Source organism: Pseudoalteromonas sp. 0802 (assembly GCF_013350085.1).
Classification (GTDB): Bacteria; Pseudomonadota; Gammaproteobacteria; order Enterobacterales; family Alteromonadaceae; genus Pseudoalteromonas.
In genome coordinates, this window is sequence record NZ_JABVXE010000003.1 from 36,027 (window position 1) to 55,625 (window position 19,599).

At 41.2% G+C, this 19,599-nt stretch carries 18 protein-coding genes; 13 read left to right on the forward strand and 5 right to left on the reverse strand.

Annotated features, from left to right (window positions below; genetic code table 11):
* The gene (locus HUS61_RS07815) at window positions 1–3,075 is read left to right on the forward strand and encodes an efflux RND transporter permease subunit (protein WP_175082293.1); all 3,075 of its coding nucleotides are present in this window, start codon (window positions 1–3) and stop codon (window positions 3,073–3,075) included.
* A gap of 524 nt (window positions 3,076–3,599) precedes the next feature.
* On the forward strand, window positions 3,600–3,839 hold the full coding sequence (locus HUS61_RS07820; RefSeq protein ID WP_054562310.1) for a helix-turn-helix transcriptional regulator: 240 nt from the start codon (window positions 3,600–3,602) through the stop codon (window positions 3,837–3,839).
* A 118-nt stretch (window positions 3,840–3,957) separates the two neighbouring features.
* Here the strand turns inward: HUS61_RS07820 and HUS61_RS07825 are convergent, their stop codons facing one another.
* Genes HUS61_RS07825 through HUS61_RS07840 form a run of 4 tightly spaced genes read right to left on the reverse strand, consistent with a single transcriptional unit; the run spans window position 3,958 to window position 7,692 of the window.
* On the reverse strand, window positions 3,958–5,337 hold the full coding sequence (locus HUS61_RS07825; RefSeq protein WP_054562309.1) for an AmpG family muropeptide MFS transporter: 1,380 nt from the start codon (window positions 5,335–5,337) through the stop codon (window positions 3,958–3,960).
* A 36-nt stretch (window positions 5,338–5,373) separates the two neighbouring features.
* Entirely contained in the window at window positions 5,374–5,991 is a 618-nt protein-coding gene (locus HUS61_RS07830; protein ID WP_054562308.1) for a peptidylprolyl isomerase, read from the reverse strand.
* Between the two features lie 2 nt (window positions 5,992–5,993).
* Window positions 5,994–6,545, reverse strand: a complete 552-nt coding sequence (locus tag HUS61_RS07835) for a YajG family lipoprotein (protein WP_054562307.1) — start codon at window positions 6,543–6,545, stop codon at window positions 5,994–5,996.
* Window positions 6,546–6,558: 13 nt separating this feature from the next.
* A complete protein-coding gene (locus HUS61_RS07840; RefSeq protein ID WP_175082400.1) occupies window positions 6,559–7,692 on the reverse strand; it encodes a methyltransferase in 1,134 nt (377 codons plus the stop codon).
* A gap of 41 nt (window positions 7,693–7,733) precedes the next feature.
* On the opposite strand from HUS61_RS07840, the gene HUS61_RS07845 reads away from it, so the two are divergent.
* The 11 genes from HUS61_RS07845 to nqrM all read left to right on the forward strand — a co-directional run bounded on the left by HUS61_RS07845 (window position 7,734) and on the right by nqrM (window position 17,936).
* Window positions 7,734–8,321 (forward strand): alpha-ketoglutarate-dependent dioxygenase AlkB, encoded by a 588-nt coding sequence (locus tag HUS61_RS07845; protein WP_175082294.1) that lies wholly within the window; start codon window positions 7,734–7,736, stop codon window positions 8,319–8,321.
* Window positions 8,322–8,393: 72 nt separating this feature from the next.
* Window positions 8,394–8,705 carry a BolA family transcriptional regulator gene (locus HUS61_RS07850; RefSeq protein ID WP_054554277.1) on the forward strand — a complete coding sequence of 104 codons (312 nt, stop codon included), beginning with the start codon at window positions 8,394–8,396 and terminating at the stop codon, window positions 8,703–8,705.
* Between the two features lie 199 nt (window positions 8,706–8,904).
* Window positions 8,905–10,098, forward strand: coding sequence for an enoyl-ACP reductase FabV (fabV, locus tag HUS61_RS07855; protein ID WP_054562305.1), 1,194 nt, complete (start codon window positions 8,905–8,907; stop codon window positions 10,096–10,098).
* Between the two features lie 348 nt (window positions 10,099–10,446).
* Window positions 10,447–11,790 (forward strand): Na(+)-translocating NADH-quinone reductase subunit A, encoded by a 1,344-nt coding sequence (locus HUS61_RS07860; RefSeq protein WP_054562348.1) that lies wholly within the window; start codon window positions 10,447–10,449, stop codon window positions 11,788–11,790.
* A 4-nt stretch (window positions 11,791–11,794) separates the two neighbouring features.
* Complete coding sequence (locus tag HUS61_RS07865; RefSeq protein WP_062566711.1) at window positions 11,795–12,997, forward strand: NADH:ubiquinone reductase (Na(+)-transporting) subunit B; 1,203 nt, start codon at window positions 11,795–11,797, stop codon at window positions 12,995–12,997.
* Window positions 12,990–13,742, forward strand: a complete 753-nt coding sequence (locus HUS61_RS07870) for a Na(+)-translocating NADH-quinone reductase subunit C (protein WP_054562304.1) — start codon at window positions 12,990–12,992, stop codon at window positions 13,740–13,742. The genes HUS61_RS07865 and HUS61_RS07870 overlap by 8 nt, the downstream gene beginning before the upstream one ends.
* Window positions 13,742–14,374 (forward strand): NADH:ubiquinone reductase (Na(+)-transporting) subunit D, encoded by a 633-nt coding sequence (locus HUS61_RS07875; protein ID WP_054554281.1) that lies wholly within the window; start codon window positions 13,742–13,744, stop codon window positions 14,372–14,374. The genes HUS61_RS07870 and HUS61_RS07875 overlap by 1 nt, the downstream gene beginning before the upstream one ends.
* Window positions 14,375–14,384: 10 nt before the next feature.
* Window positions 14,385–14,993: an NADH:ubiquinone reductase (Na(+)-transporting) subunit E gene (nqrE, locus tag HUS61_RS07880; RefSeq protein ID WP_016708692.1), complete on the forward strand. Its 609-nt coding sequence runs from the start codon at window positions 14,385–14,387 to the stop codon at window positions 14,991–14,993.
* Window positions 14,994–15,012: 19 nt separating this feature from the next.
* Window positions 15,013–16,239: an NADH:ubiquinone reductase (Na(+)-transporting) subunit F gene (gene nqrF / locus HUS61_RS07885; protein ID WP_054562303.1), complete on the forward strand. Its 1,227-nt coding sequence runs from the start codon at window positions 15,013–15,015 to the stop codon at window positions 16,237–16,239.
* A 112-nt stretch (window positions 16,240–16,351) separates the two neighbouring features.
* The gene (locus HUS61_RS07890; protein ID WP_175082295.1) at window positions 16,352–17,383 is read left to right on the forward strand and encodes an FAD:protein FMN transferase; all 1,032 of its coding nucleotides are present in this window, start codon (window positions 16,352–16,354) and stop codon (window positions 17,381–17,383) included.
* 340 nt (window positions 17,384–17,723) lie between these two features.
* Window positions 17,724–17,936 (forward strand): (Na+)-NQR maturation NqrM, encoded by a 213-nt coding sequence (gene nqrM, locus HUS61_RS07895; protein ID WP_036966498.1) that lies wholly within the window; start codon window positions 17,724–17,726, stop codon window positions 17,934–17,936.
* A 188-nt stretch (window positions 17,937–18,124) separates the two neighbouring features.
* On the opposite strand, the gene HUS61_RS07900 is transcribed toward nqrM, so the two are convergent.
* Complete coding sequence (locus HUS61_RS07900) at window positions 18,125–19,453, reverse strand: alpha-L-fucosidase (RefSeq protein ID WP_220094657.1); 1,329 nt, start codon at window positions 19,451–19,453, stop codon at window positions 18,125–18,127.
* Between the last annotated feature and the right edge of the window lie 146 nt (window positions 19,454–19,599).

Consider the following 19,599-nt stretch of genomic DNA (forward strand, 5'->3'; position numbering starts at 1 on the left):
ATGAAAAACTTAATTGAAGCGTCGTTGACTCACACGCGTACAGTTTTATCTATTTTTATCTTGTTGCTGATCTCGGGCTGGGTGACATATCAAACCATCCCTAAAGAAGCGAATCCTGATGTCACCATTCCTTTTATTTATGTGTCGATTATTCATGACGGTATTTCCCCTGAAGATGCAGAGCGGCTATTAGTTAGGCCAATGGAGATTGAGCTCCGCTCGATTGAAGGCGTAAAAGAAATGTCAGCGGTGGCAAGTGAAGGGCATGCCTCTGTGACCCTTGAGTTTATCGCGGGTATGGACCCAAAAGAAGCCTTAGCTGATGTACGAGATAAAGTTAGTTTAGCTAAGGCAAAACTGCCTTCTGAATCAGAAGAGCCAGAAGTTCATGAAATCTTGATGGAAGATGAGCAGCCAACCATTACATTAACCTTGTCAGGTGATGCGCCAGAGCGAGGTTTACTCACTCTTGCCCGTAATCTTAAAGATGAACTAGAAAGCATTTCTAGCGTATTAGAAGTTGATGTAGGTGGTGACCGCGAAGATATGGTCGAAATTGAGGTCGAACCATTGGCGATGATTTCTTATGGCCTTGAACCGAATGATATTATTCAACTGCTATCAAATAACAACCGCTTAGTTGCTGCCGGTACCCTTGATACTGGTAAAGGCCGCTTTGCTGTAAAAATTCCGTCGGTATTTGAGACTATTCAAGATGTGATGGAGCAACCTGTGAAAGTTGTTGGCGATAGGGTGGTGCGTTTTATGGACGTAGCAAAAATTCGCCGAGCATATAAAGACCCAACCTCAATCGCACGTATTAATGGCCGTCATGCGGTTTCGCTGGAAGTGAAAAAACGTGCTGGCGAAAATATTATTGATACGGTCGATCAAGTTAAAAAAGTGGTTAATGAGGCCAAGACAATTTGGCCTGAGCATATACGAGTTGATTACACCGGCGACATGTCAAAAGACGTGAAAATGATGCTCTCTGATCTGCAAAATAATGTGCTGTCTGCTGTATTGTTGGTAGTTATCGTTATTGTGGCGGTACTTGGCGCGCGCACCGCCTTCTTAGTGGGGATTGCCATTCCAGGCTCATTCTTAACCGGGATTTTAGTGATCTCTGTGTTTGGTTTAACGGTGAATATCGTGGTGCTTTTTGCACTCATCATGGCTGTCGGTATGCTGGTGGATGGCGCAATTGTTGTTAGTGAGTTTGCAGATAGAGCAATGAGTGAAGGCAAACCGCGCAAGGCTGCTTATAAATTGGCTGCTGAGCGCATGGCGTGGCCAATCATCGCTTCTACGGCAACGACATTAGCGGCCTTTGCACCATTGATATTTTGGCCGGGAATGATGGGCGAGTTTATGAAATACTTGCCGATTACGCTTATTGCCACCTTGTCTGCGTCATTACTTATGGCATTGGTGTTTGTGCCAACTATTGGTGGATTAATAGGAAAGTCACGGCCGCTCTCTGAACAGCAAAAACAGGATTTAGAGTTAGCAGAGTGCGGCGATTTAACGCAAATCAAAGGGATGCTTGGGCGTTATATTCGAGTGCTTGATTATGCAACAGAGCGCCCTTGGTGGAGCCTAGCTGCTGCAATCGTGTTTTCTATTTTGGTGTTCTTTGCATTTGCGGTTTCTAAACTAGGGGTTGAGTTCTTTCCTGATGTTGAGCCAAATGGCGTTAATATCAAAGTACGTTCTTACAGTGACTTATCTATTTTTGAAAAAGACGTGATCATGAAAGACATCGAGTCACGCATTTTAAAAGTGGAAGGTATTAAAACCTTGTATGCCCGTACTGGCGGTAAAGATCAGGTAGGCACGTTTAGAATGAATCTAAAAGATTGGGATGAGCGCCCACCTGCAGAAGATATAATCAGTCAAGTTAACGAAATCACGGCAAGTTATGCTGGTGTAGAAATTGAACTTCGTAAAGATGAAAACGGCCCAGGTGGTGGTAAAGCGCTAAGTATTGAGCTGAGCTCTCGATTTGTTGATGTGCTTAACAGTGAAGCTAAACGAGTAAGGCAAGCCATCGAAAATGATGGCGCGTTCCGAAATGTTGATGACAGTGCTTCAAAACCGGGCATTGAGTGGCAACTTAAATTGAATCGTTCGGATGCGGCTCGTTTTGGTGCGGATGCCAGTATGCTAGGGGCGAATGTTCAGCTTATTACTAATGGTTTAAAACTAGGGGAATACCGCCCTGATGATGTTGATGACGAGATTGATATTCGCGTACGCTTTCCTCATGACAAGCGAGATTTAGGACGTCTTGAAACGTTGCGTGTAAAAACTATGCACGGGCAAGTGCCAATTAGTCACTTTGTTGAGCGTCAAGCAGCTCCTAAAGTTGATACTATTCGCCGTGTTGATTCTCAGCGCGTTGTTACCGTTAATGCAGACATGAAACCGGGTGAACAACTTGCTAAAGCGTTGCCACGCTTACAAGCGCAACTAGAGGAGCAAGGGTTAGATCCGCGCGTGAAAATTAAAGTGCGCGGTGAAACTGAAGATCAAGATGAATCAGAAGCCTTCCTTGAGCAGGCTTTTGTGGTTGCCCTGTTTGTGATGGGGATCATTCTGGTAACGCAATTTAATAGCTTTTATCAGGCATTTTTGATTTTAAGTGCTGTACTGTTTTCAACTGTGGGTGTGTTCTTAGGCTTAATCGTATTACAGCAACCGTTTGGTATCGTGATGTCAGGCATCGGGGTTATCTCGCTTGCAGGTATTGTGGTTAATAACAATATTGTATTGATTGATACCTATAATGTTTTACGTAGCCAAGGTCTTGCTGCAAAAGATGCGATTTTACGAACTGGTGCTCAGCGTTTAAGGCCAGTACTATTAACTACCGTAACCACCATATTGGGATTAATGCCGATGGTACTGCAAGTGAATATTGACTTATTTAACCGTCATATTGATTTTGGTGCGCCATCTACTCAGTGGTGGGTGCAATTGGCCACGGCTGTTGCGGGTGGATTAACATTTGCTACTGTATTGACACTGGTACTTACGCCTTGCTTGTTAATGATGCGAGATCGTCGTCGGTAATCGGTAAATTCGTTACTGATTAATTAAAAATGAGTGACCCTAGTGTTGGGTCACTTTAATCATCAGTAAAAAGAAGCCTAAAACTAACGCAGAGGCGATTAAAATATACACAAACCCCTTCTTGCCTTGCTTAATTGGTACACGATTTTGTTTTAAAAAAAGGTACCACGCTACACACAGTACAATTGGCAACAAAAATAATATACGAAACATTTCCTAGCCTTTTTCAGTATTTACATACACTTTAAGCATAAATATGCAGATTTTAAAGTGATACTTTCATCTTGTTACACTTCCAATTGATTAATTTTTTGGTACAGTTAACCAGTTAACTATAGAGCACATGCTTTAATTTTAGCTACACTTAAGCTTGTATACTAAAACGGTCCATACCTAAAAGGTGGACATTTGTATAATTAATCATTCAAACTGAAAATTATTAGTATATAATGTGTCCAAGAGTGAGACGGGCAAATTTCACTCTTAAATTATTAACTTGAATCATCTAGTAGGAGATGTATTTTATGATGGGTAAAACAGTTTCTTCTGAAGAAAACTCGAAATTAACGAAATGGCTTAAAACTAAGCGTCATGAAAAAGGTCACACAATGCGTAGCCTTGCACAGGTTTTAGGTACGCCACATTCTTTTATTGGTAAAATTGAAAACCAAGAACGTCGTTTAGATGTAATTGAATTCATGCGTTATTGCGATGCTTTAGAAGTTGACCCATACGAAGGTCTTAACTTACTTAAAGACGCTTAATTATTCATTACTAAAAGCGAAACGCCGCTTTTAAAGTAATACAAATAGTGCAAGGAAGCGCTATTTAAAGCCCCTCCCTTGCATTTTCATCATACTAATCACATACGTATCAAATTTGTTAATTGTTTTGATGATAGTTGTTTTCTAACGCATAAAGCTTATGGCGGATTAAGAATAAAAATACCAGTGATGGGATCACCATCAATGCAGTTAGCACAAAGAACATCGCCCAGTTTCCACCTAACCAGTCATCAATAACCACGCCACTGTAGCTCGACAGTAAGGTTCTGCCTAAATTACCCAATGAAGCAAGTAGTGCATAGTGGGTCGCACTAAATGCTCTATCACATAACATGGATATAAACGCCACCATGGCAACGAGTGACCAAGCTTGGGTAAAACCATCAATAATAATAGCAAACGCGTACAGGCTTAGTTTAGGACCTGCAATCGCAATCCAAGCAAAGGCAAGGTTTGAGGCTGCCATCGCAATACCACTAATAAACAAGCCTTTTACAATGCCATAGCGTTGATTGAATAAGCTTCCTAAAAAAGTAAAAGCAATGGTGAGCACTGCAGTACCCACTTTTGAGAAGGTCGCTATGTCACTATTTGAAAAGCCCACTTCTTTATAAAACACGATAGACATTCGCCCTAAAAAGGCTTCACCGATTTTAAATAAGAAAATAAAGGCCAATAATGCCAATGCTGTTTTTACGCCATTACGGGCAAAGAAGGTTCTGAAAGGGTCAAAAACGGTTACAGCAAGCCATGCAATAACTTTAGCAAAGCGAGTCTGCGTACTACCAGCCAGCTTTTGTTGATAGGTTTGTTCAAGCTCAGCTTGAACAGCGTCACGGTTTGATTCGGGTTCTTTTGCCCACAATACGCTGCTCATTAATAGTAGCATTACCACAGATAAGAAAAAGTAAACTTGTGGCCAATCAATTGAAGGGATGTCGGCCATATAAAATGGCAGGGCGCCTAATAGGGCGTAACCGCTCCACCAACCTGAAGTGGCCATTGCAGCTGCTGCGGTGGCTTTGTGGCTTTCGTTTTCGGCTAAAGTGTCGATACGAAATGCATCAATAGCAATATCTTGAGTCGCAGAAGCGATAGCAATAACTAAACACAGCGCGGCAGCAAACCAGAGGTTGGCCTTGATATCGAGCCCAGCAAGTGAAAAGGTGCCAATAAAAATCACTGACTGGCAAAGTAAAATCCAGCTACGGCGCTGGCCTAGCCAGTTAAATAAAACAGGTAACTTTACACGGTCAACGAGCGGTGACCATAAAAAGTTAATGCTATACGCACCAAACACGATGCCAAATAACCCAATCATACTGCGGCTTAGACCTTCATCTTTTAGCCAAGCCGACATGACTGAGCCAATCAATACCCAAGGAAAGCCACTACTGATACCAAAGATGAATATATTGATTAAACGTTTATCTTTGAAGTACGAGAAATACTCTGAAATAGAAAGGGGTTTTGTCATAGTGTTGCCAGTTTAAGGGGCGTGCGCCCCTATTTATTATTGATTAGCGTCAAGCACTTTTACGTTTAAGATAACAACAGGATCTTTGGGTACAAAGCTGTAACCGATTTTTTCGTTAAAAGCGGTTTCGACACGCATGATTTTGTCTAGTGTGTCATAGCCATCCATGACCATACCGAATACGGCAAAGCCCCAGTCGCGACCAGGATTAAGATGATCGTTATCGTCCATATTAAAGAAAAACTGACGAGTACCTGAGTGAGGTTTACGGTCTTGATATGCCATTGCGATGCTATACATATCGTTTTTTAACCCGTTGCCACTTTCATTAAAAATAGGGTCACCTTCGTACAGACCATCATAGTCTTTATCGTAACCACCGCCTTGAATAACAAAATCACGTTCGTTGTCTTCATCACGTTCTACACGGTGAAACACACTACCTTGATAGCTACCGTCGGCAACGTAAGTTAGAAAGTTATTTACGGTTATTGGTGCGCGTGAACGATCCATTTCGACCACAATACTGCCAAGCGTAGTGACAATTTCTACGCGTGGAAACATATTATCTTTTTGAATAAATTTTCCCTCAGTCGCTGCGAATGAACTGTGAGCAAAAAACAATATAAAACTAAGTAATAAAATACGCTTCATAGTTAACCTTCTAAATAGGCGATTAATTCTGGGTCAGATACAATGCGGGTAATTATTTGCTCAGTCAACTTATTAAGCTGACCTTCTACTTTTGCACGGTCATGGCTGAGTGGCCCTTCTAAGTTTGCATTACCACGGTATATCTTGCTGAAAGTGCTTGAATTTCTGATTACTCTTAAGCCTAATTCAATAGTTGCGTCACTTGTGTGAGTCATCATCTTTTCAGTAACAACTGCTTGTAGCTTATGAATATCTAATTCAAAGCGTGTTGTCGCCAGGTTTGAGATACTTGCTCCATTTCGGCTTAATGCACTGTCTAGAGCGCTTTTAACTGAATCAGTTATACCTGGGCTGGCAAGCGTTTTAGTTTTATCTGATTCAATAATTTTTAGGGTCACGTTGTCGCCGCGTAAATCAATTACGCTAGTACTAACGCTAGTACTAAGGTTTGAAATTTTGCCGCCTTGATAGACTGGATTCAAAATTAATTGATTGGGTTGGTTGCTACATGCCGCAAGCGCAAGCACCGCACATAAAGGAAGTATTTTTTTCATTTAGTTAGCTCCATTAATTATTCTTTGTTGCACTTAGTACGACAAACTTTTTGTTAGACCCTAACAACTTACAATTGCCGAACATGCGTTTTAACTTTTCATGATAGTCTAGATGACGATTACCAATAATTCTTAATTCACCACCGTGCTTTAATGTGTGTTTTGCCTGTTTGAACATTTGCCAAGCAATATGATCAGTAACCGCTTGTGCTTGGTGGAATGGTGGGTTACATAAAACAAGATCAACACTATTAGGTTGAAAATCGGTTAAGCAATCGTTTTGGACAAACTCACACTGTTCTAATTGCTCAGGTAGATTGTGAGTGATATTTAACTTGGCTGATTCAACGGCCATATACGACTCATCAACGAAGGTTACATGGGCTTTAGGGCAGCGCTTTAAGGTCATTAAGCCAACAACACCATTGCCACAGCCTAAATCAATGATGCTGCGAGCTTTGCTAGTTTGTGGCAAATAGTTAAAGAAAAAACGCGCGCCAATATCGAGTGAATCTCGAGAAAAAACATTAGCATGATTTTGAATTTCAAACTCACTTCCTTCAAGTGGCCAGTTAACAGGGAAGGGGGCAACTTTATTAAGACCACTGGTTTTACTGATAATTAAGCGGGACTTTTTAACCGCTAAGCTGGTTGAGGTTTCACCGATATACTGACTAAAAGCCTTAATTGTTGAGTTATGAATGTCTTTTGTTTTTCCAGCTGCAATAACATCAATGTCGGCAGGTAAAGCTGCACTGATTGCGGCAAGTTGATGCTGAAGGTAGCCTAAATTGCGTGGCACTTTTAATATCACTAAATCAACCTGACTAGGTAACGCAGCTAATGAGTCCAGTTGCGTTAAAGAATCTGTTGATAACTCATTGGCTTGTAAATTATAACGGGTAGCTTGATGACTAATATACGAGTCGTTAACTGAATAAACTGTTAACGTATTAAAGGCACAGGCTAAAGCGCCAAAACTGTCATTGAGTATCAGGATTGAATTTGCATCTGGATAGTGCTCTTGTACATAATTGACAAGGTACTCATCGCCTGAGTCCCACGCTTGAAGACTGCGATTCTTTTGATCTAACGGAAAGCGTTCTAGGGTATAGGTGTTATCACCGAGCTGTGCTTGGGTGGTCATCATGATTTTACGAATGTATTAATGTATAGGTAAATTCTAACATGCAACAGCCAAACGCCAACCCTAATCATTTACCTGATGGGTTTTCTTACCAAGCCAATGCATTGAGTGCACAAAAAAGCCTCGAATTATTTTACTATCTTCAGCAACAGCTTAATTGGCAACAACCAACTATAAAGGTGTACGGAAAAAGCCATGTGATCCCACGTTTGCAATGCTTTATTGCTGATCAGAACGTAAGTTATGGCTACTCGGGTTCACAGTTAATCGTTGAGCCATGGCCAGAGGTGCTTGATGCCATGCGTGTACGCTTATCAAGAACTTTGCAGATACCATTCAATGCGCTTTTAGTTAATTTGTATCGAGATGGTCATGATTGTATGGGCTGGCATAGTGACGATGAGAAAGAACTTGGGGAGCAACCGACAATCGCTTCTGTATCACTAGGGGCCGAACGGATATTTAAAATAAAGCACAAACATAATAATGAACAACATAGCATTGTGCTGCAAAGTGGTAGCTGTTTAATCATGAATGGTTTTAGCCAGCGCGATTACCAGCATAGTTTGCCAAAGCAGCAAAGACTTAAACACCCTCGAATTAACCTTACCTTTCGTTCAATCATATAAAATCATTGGCAAAATGACTCATGCCCTTGATATAGTAGCTGGCATTATTTTCTTATTAAAGGTCTATGACACATGTCAATGCAACAACAAATAGAGCAAAAGCTTGCTGCGGGTATCGAATGTAAACACCTGAATGTTGTCAATGAAAGCCATATGCATAGCCGTGGAACTGAATCGCATTTTAAAGTGGTGGTTGTGAGCGAAGAATTTGCAGGTAAACGTTTGCTTGCCCGTCACCGTCAAATTAATGAGCTATTAAAAGATGAATTAGCAAACCACATTCATGCATTAGCGATTCACACATTTACTCCAGAAGAGTTTAGTGAACAACATGGACAGGCACCTGAATCACCAAAATGCTTAGGTGGCTCAAAGTTCGACTAAATTAGCAGGACAGTCACTCAAAGTTAGAAGGACAGTCACCTAAAGTTAGCAGGACAGTCACTCTAAACTGCTTGTCACTTGGGGTTTTAAGCTCGAAAGATTTAAGTGGGTCTGAAAAGTTTTACTGATCAGACCTGTATTTTAACTATTAGCCTTTAAACTAGCGCTAATTTTTATTGTGATAGATATAGGATGATCAATGGTCATTAAGCCGAAAATTCGTGGATTTATCTGCACTAACGCGCATCCAGTAGGGTGTGCTGAGCACGTACAAGAACAAATTAATTATGTGAAAGCGCAAGGACCACTGAGCAATGCACCTAAGAATGTATTAGTGATTGGTGCGTCTACAGGTTACGGCCTAGCATCACGTATCACGGCTGCATTTGGTGGCGGTGCTAAAACGTTAGGTATTTTCTTTGAAAAAGAAGGTAGCGAACGCAAAACGGGTTCTGCAGGTTGGTACAACACAGCAGCATTCCAAACAGCCGCTGAAGAAGCAGGCTTATGGTCTAAAAATATCAATGGCGATGCGTTTTCTAACGAAATCAAGCAAAAAGCAATTGATACTATCAAAGCTGATTTAGGTAAAATTGATTTAGTTATCTACAGCCTTGCGTCACCTCGTCGTACTGATCCAAATACAGGCGAAACTTACTCATCAACACTTAAGCCTATTGGCTCAGATATCACTACGAAGAACCTAAACACTTCAAAACGTGTGATTGATGAAGTAACCGTTGAAGCAGCAAGCCAAGAAGACATCGACAATACAATTAAAGTAATGGGCGGTGAAGATTGGGAAATGTGGATTGACGCATTAAAAGAAGCGGATGTGCTCGCTGATAACTTCAAAACAACCGCTTACACTTATATCGGTAAAGAGTTAACGTGGCCAATTTACGGTCATGCGACAATTGGTAAAGCGAAAGAAGATCTTGACCGTGCAACTCAAGCAATCAAAGAGTCTACAAAAGGCTTAAATGGTGAAGCGTATGTTTCTTCATTAAATGCGGTTGTGACACAAGCAAGCTCGGCAATTCCAATTATGCCTTTATATATCTCTGCTTTATTCAAAGTAATGAAAGCAGACGGGACTTACGAAGGTACCATTGAGCAAATTCACTCACTATTTACTGAAAACCTTTACGGTGAAACCCCACGTTTTGACGAAGGTGGTCATTTATTCCAAAACTACAAAGAGTTAGAAGATGATGTTCAAGCTCGTGTACAACATGTTTGGGATACAGTAGATACAGATACGATTGACGAATTAACGGACTACGTGGGTTACCACAATGAATTTTTACGTTTATTCGGCTTTGGTATCGACAGCGTAGATTACGAGCAAGATGTGAATCCTGATGTTGCGATTTCACAGCTGATCGATTAATCACTGAACAAACTTGATTTTGTAAAGTCGCTTTTTTAAGCGACTTTTTTGTTTATGGGTGAAAATAAAACATCATCAATAGCACTTTGGTCTATATTGAATTTTATTCAAAAGGTTTTTGTAGTCTAAATAACCGTATCTGTCGTATAAATTTCATATTTGCTCTCGCATAGTCACCCTGATTGATGTTAAAATTCGGGCAATATATGTGAGGAGTTTACTGCGTTGCTTGTTTGGGGTGTTAAACAGGCTATTCTTTGATACTTAGAGTTTAACTTGAGCATATCAAATGGCGACGTGGTTGGTACGATTTTTCAGTTTCTTTCCGTTAATGTAATGCAAGTGCGTATGATCAACATAAAAAAAGGTCTGGATTTACCGATAGAGGGCGCACCTCAGCAAGTTATTCACGATGGTTCTGCCGTCAAACGTGTAGCTGTGCTAGGTGAAGAATATATTGGTATGCGTCCAACCATGCATGTTCGCGTGGATGACCAAGTCAAAAAAGGCCAGGTACTTTTTGAAGACAAAAAGAACCCAGGCGTCTTATTTACTGCACCAGCTTCTGGGGTAGTTAAAGAAATCAATCGTGGTGCTAAACGTGTGCTGCAATCTGTTGTTATTGAAGTTAATGGCAGTGAGCAAATCACCTTTGACTCTTTCAAGGCCGACGAGCTTTCGGGCTTAGACCGTGAAAAAGTTAAAGAAGTACTAGTTCAGTCAGGTCAATGGACAGCACTACGTGCTCGCCCATTCAGCAGAGTAGCTGCTTTGGATGCAAATCCTAGCTCTATCTTTGTAACGGCTATCGACACTAACCCGCTAGCTGCAGATCCTGCAGTAATCATTGCTGAAAACACTCAAGCATTTGAAGCTGGTTTAGCTGTGGTATCTCGTTTAACTGACGGCAAAGTATTTGTTTGTAAACAAGCTGGTAGCCAAGTGCCTAGTTCATCAATCCCTCAAGTAGAAGTACATGAGTTTGGTGGCAAGCATCCGGCAGGTCTTGTTGGTACACACATTCATAACTTAGACCCAGTTTCTGCAAGCAAGCAGGTTTGGCACTTAGGTTACCAAGACGTAATCGCGTTTGGTAATTTATTCCTAACAGGTGAAATCTTCACAGACCGTGTTGTTTCTCTTGCTGGTCCACGTGTTAAAAACCCACGCTTAGTGAAAACTCAGCTAGGTGCATCTTTAGATGATTTAGTTGCTGGTGAATTAGAAGACGGTGATAACCGTGTAATTTCTGGTTCTGTATTATCAGGCGCTATCTCTCAAGGTCCACACGCGTTCTTAGGTCGTTACCATGTTCAAGTATCTGTTTTACTTGAAGGTCGCGAAAAAGAGCTATTCGGTTGGATCGCACCAGGTGCTAACAAGTTCTCAGTAACACGTACCTTCTTATCTCACCTTGCTCCTAGCCGTCTATTTAACATGACGACTTCAACAGGTGGTTCGAAGCGTGCAATGGTTCCAATTGGTAGCTATGAGCGTGTTATGCCTTTAGACATCCTACCTACACTATTGTTACGTGATTTAATCGCACGTGATCTTGATGGTGCTATTTCGTTAGGTGCGCTAGAGCTTGATGAAGAAGATTTAGCATTATGTACCTTCGTTTGTCCAGGTAAATACGAGTACGGTTCAATCCTACGCGATTGCTTGACTACGATCGAGAAGGAAGGCTAGAGAGATGGGTTTAAAGAAATTTCTAGAAGATATTGAGCCGCATTTTGAACCGGGTGGTAAACACGAAAAATGGTATGCGCTTTACGAAGCTGCAGCGACTATTTTCTACACGCCAGGTTATGTAAATAAAGGCAAAACGCACGTTCGCGATAACATCGATCTAAAACGTATGATGATTTTAGTGTGGATGGCGACGTTCCCTGCAATGTTCTTTGGTATGTTCAACATCGGTCATCAGGCCGCTGGTGCTTTAGCGCAAGGTTTTGAACTAGCAAACACATGGCAAGTTGGTCTGTTCCAATTATTCGGTGGTGAATTAACTGCTGACTCTGGTTGGGGCGCGAAAATGTTTTACGGTGCCTGCTTCTTCCTACCAATATACGCAGTAACATTTGCTGTGGGTGGTTTCTGGGAAGTGCTATTTGCTTCAGTGCGTAAGCACGAAGTAAATGAAGGTTTCTTCGTAACATCTGTATTATTCGCACTAATCCTGCCTGCAACGATTCCTTTATGGCAAGTTGCACTAGGTATTACGTTTGGTGTTGTAATCGCTAAAGAAATCTTTGGTGGTACAGGTCGTAACTTCCTTAACCCTGCTCTTGCCGGTCGTGCATTCTTATTCTTCGCATACCCAGCGCAAATCTCAGGTGACACAGTATGGACTGCAGTAGATTCATTCTCTGGTGCAACTATGCTTGGCCAAGCTGTTGTTGGTTCACTTGATTACAGCAACATGGAGCTATGGTGGAATGCGTTCTACGGTTTCATTCAAGGTTCTGTAGGTGAAACGTCAACACTAGCACTATTAATCGGTGGTTTATTCCTAATTTATGTGCGTATCGCTTCTTGGCGTATCGTACTAGGTGTATTCCTAGGTATGGTTGCAACGGCATTCTTACTAAATACAATTGGTTCAGAAACCAATGCTGTATTTGCTATGCCTTGGCACTGGCACTTAGTTCTTGGTGGTTTTGCATTTGGTATGTTCTTCATGGCAACAGACCCAGTATCTGCATCATTCACAGACAAAGGTAAGTTCGCTTACGGTGCGTTAATCGGCTTTATGGTTGTAATGATCCGTGTTGTTAACCCGGCATTCCCAGAAGGTATGATGCTAGCAATCTTATTTGCTAACTTATTTGCACCATTATTCGATCACTTTGTAGTGCAAGCTAATATCAAGCGGAGGTTGGCACGTAATGTCTAGTAATAACGAATCAATCGGCAAAACGCTAACCGTTGTTGTTGCACTATGTTTAGTGTGTGCAATCATCGTATCGTTTGCTTCAGTTCAGCTTCGTCCTTTACAGCAAGCTAACAAAACACAAGATATTCAACGCAATATCTTAGCGGCTGCAGGCATTGAAGTATCAGGTACTGTGTCAGATACCTTTAACTCAAAAATTGAAGCACGTGTTGTAGACATGAACACAGGTGAGTTTGTTGAAGGTGCTGATCCTAACTCATTTGACTTCGAGAAAACAAAATTCGACCAAGCTCGTAGCTTTGCGTTGAAAGCGGAAGGAATTAAAGACATCGCTGGTATTCAGCGTATGACAAAAAATTCACCTGTATATATTTCGAAGAAACCTGATGGTTCTACAGACGCAATCATTCTACCAATCCAAGGTTACGGCCTTTGGGGTGTAATGTACGGCTTCTTAGCGCTTGAAAGCGATGGTGAAACAGTTAAAAACATCAACTTCTTCAAGCACAACGAAACGCCAGGTCTAGGTGGTGAAATTCAAAATCCACAATGGACTGCTAAATGGCAAGGTAAAGAGTTACCAATCAATATCATGAAGAGCGGTGCGAAGAACGAACATCAAATCGATGGTCTTTCTGGTGCAACATTAACTTCAAACGGTGTTGATCACACAGTTGACTTCTGGACTGGCGAGCATGGCTTTGGTCCATTCCTTGCGAAAGTACGTGAAGGAGCGTTGAAATAATGGCTGATACTAAAGAAATGAAGTCGGTCCTATTTGGCCCGGTATTCGCAAATAACCCGATCGCATTACAAGTACTAGGTATTTGTTCTGCGCTAGCGGTAACATCAAGCTTAAAAAATGCACTAATCATGTCAATCGCATTGACACTAGTAACTGCGTTTTCTAGCTTGTTTATTTCGTCAATTCGTAACCACATCCCATCATCTGTACGTATCATCGTGCAAATGACGATCATCGCATCACTTGTAATCGTTGTTGACCAAGTACTGCAAGCATTCTCTTATGCAACTGCTAAAGAGCTTTCAGTATTCGTTGGTCTAATCATTACAAACTGTATCGTAATGGGTCGTGCTGAAGCATACGCAATGAAGTCACCACCGTTAATGTCTTTCTTAGATGGTATCGGTAACGGTTTAGGCTACTCAGTAGTACTACTAACTGTTGGTTTCATCCGTGAGTTATTCGGTAAAGGTTCACTATTCGGTGTTGATATTATTCCATTAGTACAAAATGGTGGCTGGTATCAACCAATGGGTCTATTGATTTTACCACCGAGTGCATTCTTCATTATTGGTTTATTCATCTGGGTACTTCGTACCTTCAAGAAAGACCAAGTAGAAGCAAAAGCGTAAGGGGCGAGCAGTGGAACATTATATTAGTTTATTTGTAAAAGCAGTTTTCATTGAAAACTTAGCTTTAGCCTTCTTCCTAGGTATGTGTACTTTCCTTGCTGTATCAAAGAAAGTAACAACGTCAATCGGCCTAGGTGTGGCAGTTATCGTGGTACTAGGTATCTCAGTACCTGTAAATAACTTGGTTTATCACGCTGTTCTTGCACCTGGTGCATTAGAGTGGCTTGGCTACCCAGAAGCAGACCTTAGCTTCTTACGTTTCTTGACTTTCATCGGTGTTATTGCAGCACTTGTACAAATTCTTGAAATGGCATTAGATAAGTTCTTCCCTGCACTTTACAACGCGTTAGGTATCTTCTTACCACTGATCACAGTTAACTGTGCGATCTTCGGTGCGGTATCTTTCATGGTTGAGCGTAACTATAACTTCGGCGAGTCTGTTGTTTATGGTATCGGTTCAGGTGTGGGCTGGGCACTAGCAATTACTTTACTTGCTGGTATCCGTGAAAAAATGAAGTACTCAGACGTTCCTGATGGCTTACGTGGTTTAGGTATTACTTTCATCACTGTTGGTCTTATGGGTCTTGGCTTTATGTCATTCTCTGGTATTTCACTTTAATAGGTAGCGAGGATAAATCATGAATGAGATTTTCTTAGGCGTTGGTGTTTTCATCGCTATCGTTGTTATTTTAGTTTTAGTTATCATTGGTGCTAAATCTAAATTAGTAGCAAGCGGCGATATCATCATCGGAATTAATGGCGACCCAGAAAAAGCTATTAAAACATCTGCAGGTAGCAAGCTATTAGGCGCGCTAGCTGATTCAGGTATCTTCGTTTCATCTGCATGTGGTGGCGGTGGCTCTTGTGGTCAGTGTCGTGTACACATCAAAGAAGGTGGCGGCGATATCTTACCAACAGAACTTGATCACATCTCTAAAGGTGAAGCTCGTGAAGGGTGCCGTTTAGCGTGTCAGGTAAATGTTAAGAACGACATGGAAATTGAACTTGAAGAGTCAATTTTCGGTGTTAAGAAGTGGGACTGTACTGTTATCTCTAACGATAACAAGGCAACGTTCATCAAGGAACTTAAGTTACAAATTCCTGATGGTGAGTCAGTACCTTTCCGTGCCGGTGGTTATATTCAAATTGAAGCACCAGCTCACCACGTTAAATACGCTGATTTCGATATTCCAGAAGAGTATCGTGGCGACTGGAACCACTTCGGTTTCTTCGATCTGGAGTCTAAAGTAGACGACGAAACAATTCGTGCATACTCAATGGCTAACTATCCAGAAGAAGAAGGCATCATCATGCTTAACGTGCGTATCGCTACGCCGCCGCCAAGAGACCTAAGCCTTCCATGTGGTAAAATGTCTTCGTACATTTGGTCATTAAAAGAAGGTGATAAAGTAACTATCTCTGGCCCATTCGGTGAGTTCTTCGCGAAAGACACTGATGCAGAAATGGTATTCGTAGGTGGTGGTGCAGGTATGGCACCAATGCGTTCACATATCTTTGACCAACTTAAGCGTTTAAAATCTAAGCGTAAGATGAGCTTCTGGTATGGTGCGCGTTCTAAGCGTGAAATGTTCTACGTAGAAGATTTCGACGGCTTAGCAGCAGAAAACGATAACTTCGTATGGCATACAGCACTGTCTGATCCACAACCAGAAGATAACTGGGAAGGTTACACAGGCTTCATCCATAACGTACTTTATGAAAACTACTTGAAAGATCATGAAGCGCCAGAAGATTGTGAGTTCTACATGTGTGGTCCTCCAATGATGAACGCGGCTGTTATCAACATGCTTAAAGATCTTGGTGTAGAAGACGAAAACATCTTATTAGATGACTTCGGTGGCTAACACCATACACAAAACAATTAGTTTTGGTTAGAATACAGGCCTCGTAGCACTTAGTGTTACGAGGCTTTTTTATTTCTATACCGAACTCCGTGGTATCTACAAGGTGAATGCTATGAATAGAGTGTTTTATCGCCAAGGCTTGATGGCCTTTTTTCTATTAACTATGACTTTACTCATGGCTGGCTGCAGCCAAGCTGATAAGGCTGAAGAGCTTTATTTTGAAGGTAAGACAATGGGCACCACTTATCATATTAAGGTGTTTGCAGAGTCTTCAAAGGTTGCAGGTGTTGATTTACATCCTGAAATTAAGCAAGTGCTTAAAGATGTAAATCAATCTATGTCGACTTACATTCCCGATTCAGAAATTAACCAGTTCAACCAGTTACCAGCAGGGCAAGTAATGCCAATAAGCGCTGATTTTAGAAACGTGGTAGCTGAATCAATTCGCCTTGGCGAATCAACAAAAACGTTAGATGTGACCATGGGGCCACTTATTGACTTGTGGGGCTTTGGTCCAGATAAAAAGCCGACTAAACGCCCAAGCGATGAAGCTTTGGCTGCAATGGTTGCCAAAATTGGTGTTGATAAGCTTGAACTTACAGATGCGGGTCTGATGAAAACAATTGATGGTTTAGAGCTGTCGTTTTCTGCTACAGCAAAAGGCTATGGTATTGATAAAGTCGCAGAAGTGATTGAAAGCCATGGTTTCACTAATTATATGGTTGAGATTGGCGGTGAGCTGCGTGTATCGGGTATTAAGCCAAACAACATCACCTGGAAAATTGCAATTGAACAGCCTGATGCTGAGCCTGGCGTGCGTAAAGTACATAAAGTAATTGAGCCGGGTACTAATGGTATTGCGACATCAGGTGATTACCGAATTTTTTACGAAATGGATGGTGTTACCTATAGCCACTTAATTGATCCTGTAACAGGTATGCCGAGTCGTCATGATTTGGTATCAGTTACTGTTTTACACCCATCAGCGATGACTGCAGATGGCTTAGCGACGGCAATAACTGTGATGGGCATGGAAAAGGCGCAGAAATACGCCGAAGAGCACGATTTGCCAGTGTATTTAATTGGTAAGTCAGACAATGGCTTAGTAACTTATTCAAGCCCTGCATTTAAACCATATTTGTAGCAGGGCAAGAAGCAGTGCATACCCAAGCCATCTAAGATGCAGAATTCAGCGTTTCACAGGTTTTTAATATCAAGGCGTTACTTTGCAACAATGGCAGTCCCTTTTAAGAAGTAACAACTATGAGACTAAGCGCCTATGAAGCGCCCAAAGGGTTGGTTTAAAAGCGATTTATACTGCGTTATTGATTTTAACAATAGAACCACTATTGCTTGCAATCAATGCCTTGCCTAAATCGCTTTTAATTCCAACTGAAACTCGCACCTTGAGGTGGTTTGGGTATATAATACATGCAGCCTAATTAGTTGGGCTCGATTTAATTGCTGACGATAGGGGCAAAGCAATGTCACTTTTTCTTCTTACATTTGGTCTACTCATTTTAATTGTGGCAGCGATGGCTGTCGGCATGATTGTGCAAAAGAAATCTATGGCCAGTAGTTGTGGTGGCCTAGGCGCTGTTGGTATCGACAAAGCCTGCGACTGCGACGACCCATGTGACAAGCGTAAAAAGCGCATGGCAAAAGAACAAGCTTGGAAAGAGAATCAAATTCTTTAACCACAGAAAAAGCGCCCAAAGGCGCTTTTTTAATACCTAAATTTTACAAGGACAGTCACTGTTAAATTTTCTGAGGCAACCACTCTCTTTTTAAGCCCAGTCATTGTTAAATATATTTTATGTGGACAGTCATCTTTAATTTTAAAATTAGTTTTTTGACAGCTTTTAGACGTTGATCATTTTAACTTTTACTCGATGACTTGAACGTACTCGTCATTATCAAACTTCAAACTTTCTAAAGTAATTGCGCCTTCAAGTTGTTTAAAGTTAACCGGTTCTGAGGTTCTTAAATTAGTTGCAAACTTGATAGGAGTTGCAAGCTCAATGCTTAATGTATCTGCTTGCCAGTTAAGAATATGAATAAAAATACTCTCATCATTATGGGTACTAACTCCCCAGCTTTGTGGGGAAATAGGGCCGCCTCGAGTACCGTATATACTTTTACCGAACACCTTAAGCCACTGACCAATCTCAGCAAAAGTTTTTAGGTTTTCAGGTTGGATCTTGCCGTTAGGCATAGGCCCGGTATTTAGTAAATAATTAGAGTTTCTTCCTGCTGCACTTACTAATGTTTGTACGAGCTCTTTAGTCGTTTTGTAATTATCATCAGTTAGACTGAATCCCCAGCTACCGTTCATTGTTTGTGCCATTTCTAATGGTAATTCACCTAACCGTTCTTGGTTAGTAGGAAGCTGTTGTTCAAAGCCCTGATAATCCTCTCCCGGAACAGTAAATCTGTGATGGTTATTTACGATTAAGGTTGCTGGTTGTAATTCATGGATCATTTTATAAGTGCGTTGTAGTTGCCAGTTATCCCAATTGTGGGAGTCTTCTTGATCCCACCAACCATCAAACCAAATACCACCAATTGGCCCATATTGAGTTAAAAGCTCTTTTAGTTGTGCATCTTGAAATTGCAGGTATTTTTCCCAGTCACCACTTTTTTCTCGCTTAGTGTAATGGCCTGTTCGGCCCCATGGGTAGTAATCTGGGTGATGCCAATCAAGCTGAGAGTAGTAAAAGAAAAGTTGTAAACCATGTTTATGAGCTGAATTAGCAAGCTCTTTTATAGGGTCTTTTTTATAAGGTGTACTATCGACAATATCAAAGTTAGAAACTTTACTGTCGTACATAGCAAACCCATCATGATGTTTTGAAGTAATAACAATATACTTTGCTCCAGCTTCTTTAAACGCCTTAACCCATTGCTCTGCATTGAAGCCTGTTGGATTAAAAAATTCAGCTAAACGCTGATACTTAGGGCCTGAAATTCGTAAGTCTTCCATGATCCACTCGGCTCCATATGGGCTTCCTACACCACCAAGCTGGCTATACAGCCCCCAATGTAAAAAGATGCCAAACTTATTATCTTGAAAACGTTCCCGAGCTTTTAAGTTTTCAGGGGCGGGTGTGTAGGCTTGCGCTTTATCTGGGTCAATTGCGACGCCTGTCCCAGCATTCCCTACACTTGAAAATATAAGCAAAGCTATTATCAGTAAGCAGTTAAATGTATTCACTTTATACCTTATAAACTAGGTTCTTTACTTAAAAGTAGCAGGAAATCATTGGCCCAAAAATAAAGGCAATTATGCATATTCGAAAATTTTATATATGCAGAAACATAGAAATACGACGTTAAAAGTAAAACTCACTTAAACGGACA